Annotated in this window: 7 protein-coding genes and 1 pseudogene; 6 read left to right on the top strand and 2 right to left on the bottom strand. The window is 64.7% G+C overall.

Annotated features, from left to right (window positions below; all coding sequences use genetic code 11):
- Positions 1 to 13 precede the first annotated feature (13 nt).
- Both ACFHWU_RS28180 and ACFHWU_RS28175 read right to left on the bottom strand, forming a co-directional pair.
- Positions 14 to 247 (bottom strand): hypothetical protein, encoded by a 234-nt coding sequence (locus tag ACFHWU_RS28180; RefSeq protein ID WP_416592167.1) that lies wholly within the window; start codon positions 245 to 247, stop codon positions 14 to 16.
- Positions 248 to 297: 50 nt separating this feature from the next.
- Positions 298 to 426, bottom strand: a pseudogene (locus ACFHWU_RS28175) (DDE transposase family protein); the annotation flags it as partial.
- A gap of 762 nt (positions 427 to 1188) precedes the next feature.
- Here ACFHWU_RS28175 and ACFHWU_RS28170 point away from each other — a divergent pair.
- From ACFHWU_RS28170 to ACFHWU_RS28145, 6 genes are all read left to right on the top strand, one after another.
- Positions 1189 to 2127, top strand: coding sequence for a TauD/TfdA family dioxygenase (locus ACFHWU_RS28170; protein ID WP_416556565.1), 939 nt, complete (start codon positions 1189 to 1191; stop codon positions 2125 to 2127).
- Positions 2128 to 2319: 192 nt separating this feature from the next.
- Entirely contained in the window at positions 2320 to 3456 is a 1137-nt protein-coding gene (locus ACFHWU_RS28165) for a scyllo-inosamine-4-phosphate amidinotransferase (RefSeq protein ID WP_416556564.1), read from the top strand.
- A gap of 37 nt (positions 3457 to 3493) precedes the next feature.
- Positions 3494 to 4450, top strand: coding sequence for an ornithine carbamoyltransferase (locus tag ACFHWU_RS28160; protein WP_416556563.1), 957 nt, complete (start codon positions 3494 to 3496; stop codon positions 4448 to 4450).
- A gap of 182 nt (positions 4451 to 4632) precedes the next feature.
- On the top strand, positions 4633 to 5919 hold the full coding sequence (gene ectB / locus ACFHWU_RS28155) for a diaminobutyrate--2-oxoglutarate transaminase (protein ID WP_416556562.1): 1287 nt from the start codon (positions 4633 to 4635) through the stop codon (positions 5917 to 5919).
- 7 nt (positions 5920 to 5926) lie between these two features.
- Positions 5927 to 7429, top strand: coding sequence for a glycosyltransferase (locus tag ACFHWU_RS28150; protein ID WP_416556561.1), 1503 nt, complete (start codon positions 5927 to 5929; stop codon positions 7427 to 7429).
- 105 nt (positions 7430 to 7534) lie between these two features.
- Positions 7535 to 8775 (top strand): carbamoyltransferase C-terminal domain-containing protein (locus tag ACFHWU_RS28145; protein ID WP_416592166.1); only part of this gene is annotated, 1241 nt, incomplete at its 3' end.

The raw sequence follows: 8775 nt of genomic DNA, 5'->3' as shown, positions 1-8775 counted from the left end.
GTACCGCAGTTTTTCACGCCATAGCGGCGTGCTCGGCACAGGGTGACTCGTTCGACTTCGCGGCGATCTGGACTTGGGCGAGCACGATGCCGGTGCTGGTGTCGTAGGCCGACAGCAGATGGACCTGACGTCCGTCGGCGAGCCGGGCGCCGCGCACAACCTTCCCGTCGATGGCGATGACGAGACGCCACCGCCGTCCGGTCCCGCCGCCCGGTGTGGTGCGTGCCCGCAGCCAGCCTGCCAACACGCCGACAGCGTCTGCGCGTCGACGCGGATCAACAACCGCCACACCGTGGTCACGGCGGGGACCCGGTCGGTGAACCCGAGCCTCGCCCATGCGGTGCGGTCCAGGTCCCGTACCCAGTCGGCGATCGCGGCGAACGTGCACGCCCCGGCCAGCACCGCGCACACCGCGACGGCGAGCATGCTGGCCAGGGGGTAGCGGCGGCCACGTGGGTCACGCGGATCGGACACCGCCCTCAACGCGACGAACAGGCCACGATGCTCGCTGTCAGTGACCGCTACCGGCAGAGGCGTATCGGTGGGTCGGTGCGGCAGGAGAATCTCGGTGGGTGATGATGGCATCGGCGGGTGCGGTCTTCCTCGTGATCATGTGGCTTCGCAACTTCATGATCACCAACGGGCCGTGCCCGTCCTGCGTAGACCCCCGGAACGCTCCAAACTCCCAGCTCAACCAGCCCTCAACCGACTACGCAACGGCCCTGTCGCCCTGGACGTCCCGATACGACGCCGACAACGACTCGGCGGCGTGATCAACGAGTACCACCGGGCAGCCGAAAGATCTCTAAAATGCCAGCTCACAACCATGTACAGGGGTTTTGGCACGGTACACGCTCGGGTGTAGCGCACGCGATGCGCAGCCGCTGGGTCGAGGCCGGTTGCCTGCCGTGCCCCTCGGCGCGGTGCTGCCCTACCTCCTCGCAACACCCCACGCCGTCGCGCTGGTCGTCAGGGCGAGGGCTCGGCTGACGGTGTCGTCGACGCGGTGGCGGCGTACGAGTGCGGCCGAGGTCCTTCGGCGCTCGCAAGCGACTCGGGTCGCGCCGACCTCTTGGTGCACACTGATCGACGGGGTACTATGTGAACGTCTTTGTTCTCGGAGGCGAACACCGAACGAGAGGGACAGGAGTGGCATCTACCACGAAGCCGTCCACTTCGACAGTCGTGATGCAGCGATACGAAGCTGAAGAACTATGGGCTGCGGTCGGTCGACTGGCTGACGACAGGGACCTGGAATTGCTCACGCCGGACGAGTTCGTCGATCTGGCGCTCGAAGTGGCCCCGCTCCTCCCGTCCGACCTGCGTCGCCGCGTCATCGAGTTCCGGCGCTACGCGCCGGACGGGGACGTGATTCTGTTGCGCGGACTCCTGTCGAGTAGCGTGACCTTCCCCGCCACCGCGACGTCTCCTTCGGCGTCACCATCCGGCTCGGCGCAACGCGCCGCACTGCTACTGGCCGGCGTGATGGTCAACCTGGGCGAGCCTTTCAATTATTCGACCCTCTACGGTGGCCGAATCGTCCAGAACATGGTCCCCGTCCGGAGCATGGAATTCACGCAGACCAGCCAGAGTAGCACCGGGATGCTCGATTGGCACTGCGAGGACAGCTTTCGCGAGGACCGCTGCGACTATGCCGGACTCCTGTGCCTCCGGGGCGACCCCTCTGCGGCGTCAAAGTACGCCCAGGTGAAGGATGTCCGGCTCTCGCCCGATCAGGTGGCGATCCTTCGGGAGCAGCGTTTCTACGTGCGACCGGACCCCGCACACGTTCTGCCCGGCGAGCTGTCGATGCGCCCACTGGCTATCCTGTCGGGAACGGAGTCGGCACTGGAAATCGCCTACGACACGCACCACATCGAGCCGATCGACGAGGCCGATACGGAAGCGGCAGAGGCGCTTCGGGAACTCGGCGCCTGTCTCGACAAGGTCGCCATATCTCATGTGATGGAACGCGGCGATCTGCTGATCTTCGACAACAAGCGGGTCGTGCACGCCCGCACGCCCTTCATAGCACGTTTCGACGGAACGGACCGTTGGCTGATGCGCATAATGATCTGCGGATCCGCGCTGACTTTTCGCCGCTGGGGCCACCGCGTACCAGACTAGTCGCGTCAGGTGACAGGAGATCTGGTTGACGATCGGCATGGCAACGTAGAGACATCCCGAGATCGTGACCGTCGACGGCAGTCCAGAAACTTTCTGCCGATGGCGAACTCGCGATTGTCGCAGGAGTTCCCTTACGGCGGATCCGATGAAGGTTCCCGCCGTCCGGACGTGCAGTCGACAGGAGCACATCAGATGGTGGTTCTGCCAGGCGCGCAGGCTACAGCCGACCTAGCCGTGGAACACGCGGTGCCACGCTCGCAGGAGAACCGGTTGGAGGCCGTGAACTCCTGGGACGAGTTTACGCGGCTTCGGGAGATCATCGTCGGGAACGCCACTCACGCGAGGATCCCGGCGCAGACCGACCCATCGGCCTGGCTGAACGATTTCCCTGAGCTCTCACCCGCCGAACGGGAACGCGTCGGCGGGCCCTTCCCACAGCGGGTCGTCGAGGAGACCAACGAGGACCTCGCCGATTTGGTGACGACCCTTCGTGACCTGGGTGTCGTCGTCCACCAACCGTCGGCGGCAGACCACGACCAAGAGTTCAGCGGTCCGGGCTGGCGCAGCCAGGGCCGCCACTCGTACTGCCCACGTGACCTTGCCCTGGTCATCGGTTCGACCATCATCGAAACGCCCAGTCCATCGCGTGCCCGGTACTTCGAGCTTTCCAGCCTGCGAGAGTTGTTCCGGGACTACCTAGTGCGTGGTGGGCAGTGGCTATCCGCCCCCCGTCCCCTGCTTCGCGACGAGCTCTACCTGACGGATGCGGACGGAGGCCCGCTGTTGGGTGAGGCCGAACCGGCGTTCGAAGCGGCCAACGTTCTCCGACTAGGACGTGACGTCTTCTACCAGGTGTCGCGCAGTGGCAACGAGATCGGCATGCACTGGCTCCAGTCGACCCTGCGATTACTGGGTGATATCCGCGTCCACCCGCTGCGTGGTCTCTACCAGGGGACGCACATCGACAGCACGATCTGTTTTCTACGTCCAGGACTTGTTCTCCTCAATCCCGAACGAGTCCGGCCGGACACAATTCCGGAGGTGCTGCATAGGTGGGATGTAATCTGGTGCCCCCCGATCGAGGAATCGGAACCACCCCTCCTTCCCTACCGGCTGAGCACTCCTTGGGTGGGGATGAACCTCCTGATGGTCAATCCGCAACTGGCCGTGGTCGATCAAAACCAGCGGAAGCTCATCCGTCTCCTGGAAGCTAGCGGCATCGAGGTCGTGCCGCATAGACTGCGTCATTCACGAGTGCTCGGCGGGGGATTCCACTGCGTCACCCTTGACACGGTGCGCGACGGCGGACCCGAGAAATACCTGGGATGACCAGAAGGCATGTCGGGATAGGCGCTTATACCTCAAGGTGGTTTTAGTGGATGCTGGACATTCGGGCCCAAGAACACTGTTAAGCCTGGCGGACCTCACCAGGGAGGAGATCTCCGGCCTCGGGGAGGTCGCGTTTCGGTACGGGCAGGCACCGCGGACCTTCGCGGGCCGACTGGACGGAACGCGGGTGGGTCTGGTGTTCACGGCACCATCGACAAGGACCAGGATCTCGTTCTGGAGCGCCGCGCTGAATCTCGGCTGTGACGTGCTGCCCATGGGTTTGGCTGATCTCCAAGTCTCCACTGGTGAGACGTGGAGCGACACGGGCGCGATGTTCGCGAACCATCTCGACCTCGTCGTTGCCCGCACCAATGGTCCGCAACGCGAACTGGCCGAACTGGCCGTCCATGTTCCAGGGACGATCAACGCCCTGACGTTCGAGGAGCATCCCACCCAGGCGATCGCGGACCTGTGTGCGATGTTCGAGCACTTCGGCAGTGTCGAGGGTCTCCGCGTGGCGTATCTGGGCGAAGTGAACAACACCGCCCGCGCACTGGCCCTGCTCATCTGCAAGCTGCCCTTCGCGGGTCTCGATGTCTACAGTCCGGACGGGCTGGGCTTCCGGCCAGAAGAGCTAGAGTCCCTGAACGCCGTGCGTGGCGGAGACCGTGTCCGCCAACATCACAAGCTTCCCTGGTCACCGGATCCGGTCGACGTGGTCTACACGACCCGGTGGAATTCCATGGGCAATGTCCGTCATGACAAGGAATGGCTGTCACAGTTTACGCAGTTCGCTGTGACCAAGGAGACGATGAGTCGTTTCAGCGGACCAGCCGAAGCGGTGTTCATGCACGACCTGCCCGCGGTCCGGGGTCAGGAAGTGACCTCCGACGTCCTGGACAGGACCAGCGCAACTTCCCTTGTGCCCAGGCAGGCCTACCACAAGGGGTCCGCTGCTGCGGCAGCGTTGCTCTGGGCAGCGAGAAAGCCGTGAGGTTAGGGCACCGTCGACCGGGTTCGTAGGCACGCCCGCAGCCCCAAGGTCACACCCCCGCACGACAGCGTCTTTACCGTGCCGTCACCGGGGCCCGTGCCTGCCCTAAGCGCGCGTACCTGACCTACTTTTCGTAACTGTCCCATGGCAGCACCCGCGACATACGACAGGCGGACTCTCTCATGAGCATCTTCGAGCGGCGTGAGTCAGAGGTGCGCAGCTACAGCCGAAGGTGGCCGGCAGTGTTCGGCCGGGCGGCGGGAAGCTGGCTCTACGGGGTGGATGGGACCCCCTATCTGGACTTCTTCACCGGTGCCGGCACCCTCAATTACGGCCACAACAACCCGGCTCTCAAGCGGGCGCTTATCGACTACCTCGAACGGGACGGGGTGACGCACGCGCTGGATATGTGGACCGAGGCCAGAGCGGACCTGCTTGAGACCCTGGAGGAAAGGATCCTTGCTCCGCGAGGGCTCAACTACAAGGTCGTCTTCCCCGGCCCGGCGGGGGCGAACGCCGTGGAAGCGGCCCTCAAACTGGCCCGCAGAGTCACTGGTAGGCGGTGGCTGGCCTACTTCGGCAATGCCTTCCACGGCATGACCCTGGGCGCTCTGTCAGTGAACGGCAATCCAGCGATCCGGCGCAGCGCCGGGGTCCCGCTCCCGTACTGCACTGAACTGCCCTACGACGAGCACCACACCGATGTCGCGGACCTTGAGGGCCTGCTGGCGGCCTCCGCCGGTGGTCTCGCCGGGACGGCAGCCGTCATCGTAGAGACAGTGCAAGGCGAAGGTGGGATCAACGTCGCCCGTACTCGATGGCTGCGGGAACTGGCCGCCGTGTGCCGTCGCCATGGGCTCCTGTTCATCGTCGACGACATCCAGATGGGGTGTGGTCGCGTCGGCCCCTACTTCAGCTTCGAGGACGCCGGGATCGAGCCGGACATTGTGTGCCTGTCCAAGAGCGTCAGCGGCTACGGCCTCCCGATGGCACTCACCCTGATCCGGCCTGAGCTAGACGTGTGGAAGCCGGCTGAGCACAACGGCACCTTCCGCGGGTTCAGCCTGGCCTTCGTCACCGCCACCGAGGCGATACGCGCCTACTGGAGCGACGACGGGCTGGAGAAGGCCATCAGAATCAAAGGAGAACACACCGCCACCGGCCTGGAGCAAATCAGGCTCTCCTACCCCGAGGCGGCGCTGACGACCCGAGGGCGTGGCCTTGCCTGGGGCCTGCGGGCAGCCAGCGGCGAGATGGCCAGGCGGATCAGCCTGGCGGCGTTCGAGCGGGGTCTTCTGGTGGAGACCTGTGGCCCGGAGGGCGAGGTCGTGAAGCTCATGCCGCCCCTCACCGTCGCCAAGGGCGACCTCGACCGGGCCCTGCACGTTCTCGATGCGTCCGTGAGGGCGACTCTCGCCAGCCGCACCCAAGCGGGGATTGTGAGGCAGGCCCGTGTCGAGCGGCGGTAGCATCCTCGTGCTCACCACCCGAGAGAAGGACTGGTGGTGGAGCCTCCAGGAGATCATCCCGGCGGTGGAGGGGGTCTGGGCAGGTATCGGCCGATCCCAGCAGGAGAAGGTCCGCATCCTGTGCGTGCCCCTGCCACCGGAGATCGAGCGGTGGCTTCTAGACTCGGCGTCGCGCTTGAAACGCGTCGTCCTGACCACCGTGACGCCCGAGACCGTGAAGGCTGCCCTGCTTCTGCGAACACGGCTGAGGGCGGACACGCCGATGACCCTCTATGTGCACGGCGACTCCACCGAGGGTTTTCACGCCTTCGGCGCCCTCGCGGACGTGTTGACCGAGAGGGACACCTTCGTAGTGTCCTGCGAAGCGGAAGCGACCGCGACACGATACTGCTTCCCGAACGCCCGTATCAGCCTCATCCCCTTTCCCTTGGTGGACCAGTTCAAGGCGGACGGGAGGACGTGGGAGGGCAGACGCACGACCATCCGGCTGGCCTATGTGGGGCGTGTCTCCGAGCAAAAGAACCTGCACACCCTGTTGTTCGCCCTGTGGATTCTTCGTACCTTCCACGACCACGCGCCGAGGCTCACCCTGGATGTGTACGGCGGCGAGGACAACCTAGGCAGCCCGAACATGGGGCTCAAGTTTCCGAACTACGGCACCTTCCTCCGCCGGCTCACTGAGTCGTTGGGCCTGGGAGGCGTGGTGCGTTGGCACGGACCCAAACCCCGAGACTGGCTCCTCTACGACCTGCACCCCGAGCCGCACATCCTCGTCTCACCGACGCTGCACTCGGACGAGAACTTCGGCTCGTCGATCCTGGCCTCCCTGGTCAACGGCCACCAGGTGGTGACCACAGCGTGGGGTGGCCACCTCGAGTTTCAGGACGGGTTCCCCCAACAGTTGACCCTGGTGCCCGTTCACCGGTCGACCATGGGTCCGGTCGTGCACCCCATCCTGCTGGCGAACGCCATCCTGGAAGCAGTAAAAAGACTGGCGACCGTGGCCGTGGAGGATGCCGCCCTCGACCGGGCACGTGCCCAGTTTACGAGGCGCACCGTCGCGATGAGGACACTCGACATGCTCGCGCGACCCGATGGCGATCCCGTGCCGTTGAGTAAGTCACCGATCCAGAAGTCCCTCGATGAACGGAGGTCCCGGTTCGGCGGTACCCGCAAGATCTACGAGAACTACGAGGACTCCATCGCGCAGGTCTTCTTCGAGGCATACGGGATGAAGGAAGCCCTCACCTTCGAGGAGGAGTCCTCCTACCTGCTCGCACCCTGGACAAGCTACGCCAACCAGGTGCTGCGCGTCGCCGATCCGCATCGCGGGCATCAACGTTTGCGTCTCGACGCGACGATCTCCGATCCACGAAAAGTCATGATGTGCCCCTCCATGGACACGTGCCGTCTGTCAGAGAGCCTCCTCATGCGTCTGGTGACCCAGGGGTACGCGTTTCCACTTCCGTCGGCGCAGGCAGGGGCGAGGTCGGTGCCGAGAACTCGTTGATCGCAGGTGCGATCTCCGGAGGGAGTGTGGTGCTGTCACACGCGGACTCGGCGGCACGGTTCTGTCTGTCCAGTTATGCCTGATCAACTGCTAAGGATTCCCCACATGCTGAATCGGTCGGGTCGACTCGTCGTATCCATGTTCTTCGGCGATCACGACTCCAACGTGACCGTCGCCTCCACCAATCGACTGCTGCTCCATCTCGAAGCCGAGCGCGTGCTCGGGATCAAGCACGTGGCTGCCACCGCCGAGCAGATGGACGAGGTGGTCTCGGCCGCGCTGCGCTATCTCGACGCCGACGAGGACGCCGTCGACGAGGTCCTCGTCGCCAAGTGGAGTGCCAAGTACGACCTGGCCCGCCCGATCAGGATCGGCCGTCGAGAATTTACTCCGGTGATCACCGGTCATCACCTCAACCACATCGGCACCGCCCTGCCGTCGGCGTTCGATCACTGCCTGGTGCTCTGTGCCGATGGCTGGTCGGAGGACGGGGCCACGTCGATGTACCTCTACGACCACGGCCGGGTGGACCGGGTCGCCGTTCTCGAACACACCTTCCTGACCGGGCGGGTGTACGGCACCGCCACCCAGATGACGGTCCAACCCGACTACATGCTCGCCAACTCCTCCGACTCGGGGAAGATGCTGGGGTTGTCGGCCTTCGGTCGGTACGACCCCGATCTGGCCGTTCGAATACGGGCCGAGGTCGACGTCTTCAACCGGGGAAACTTCGACGGTGTCGACGACCTCCTCCGGCGTTACGGTCTCAGCGACGTCTACTCCCGGGAGCCCGACGACCAACGTCGTGACCTCGCTGCCACCGTGCAGAAGGAGTGGGAGGAGGAACTGCTACAGGTCGCGGACCGGTTCCGTTCCCTCTCGCCCCGCCTGGCCCTAGTCGGCGGCTGCGCGATGAACGTGGTGGCGAACGGCCGTCTGGCGAACAGCGGTCTCTACAGCGACCTCTTTATCCCCGCCATGCCCTCCGACGCCGGACAATCATTGGGTGCCCTGTGGAACCGCTATCCCGACACCGTGACGTCGAACCCGTACCTGGGCCGCGGTTTCGGAATCGAGGCGACAAAGGTTTCTGTCACCTCGGTGGCCGACGACCTCGCTGCGGGCCGCGTAGTCGCGCTCTACACCGGGCCCTCTGAATCGGGGCCAAGAGCACTGGGCAACCGGTCGATCCTCGCTGTACCGCGCAGCAACGAGGTGCGGGTGCGGGTGAGCGAGCAGATTAAGCGGCGCGAGTCCTACCGGCCGATCGCGCCGGTGGTCCGGGCTAAGCCTCAATCCGTGGACTCAATAGGACTTGACGGCAGTCATCGACACTTGACGATTAT

The organism is Micromonospora sp. LOL_015 (assembly GCF_048060275.1).
Lineage (GTDB): Bacteria > Actinomycetota > Actinomycetes > Mycobacteriales > Micromonosporaceae > Micromonospora_E.
The sequence above is the reverse complement of the archived record's forward strand: the minus strand, read 5'-3'. Positions and strand labels throughout refer to the sequence as shown.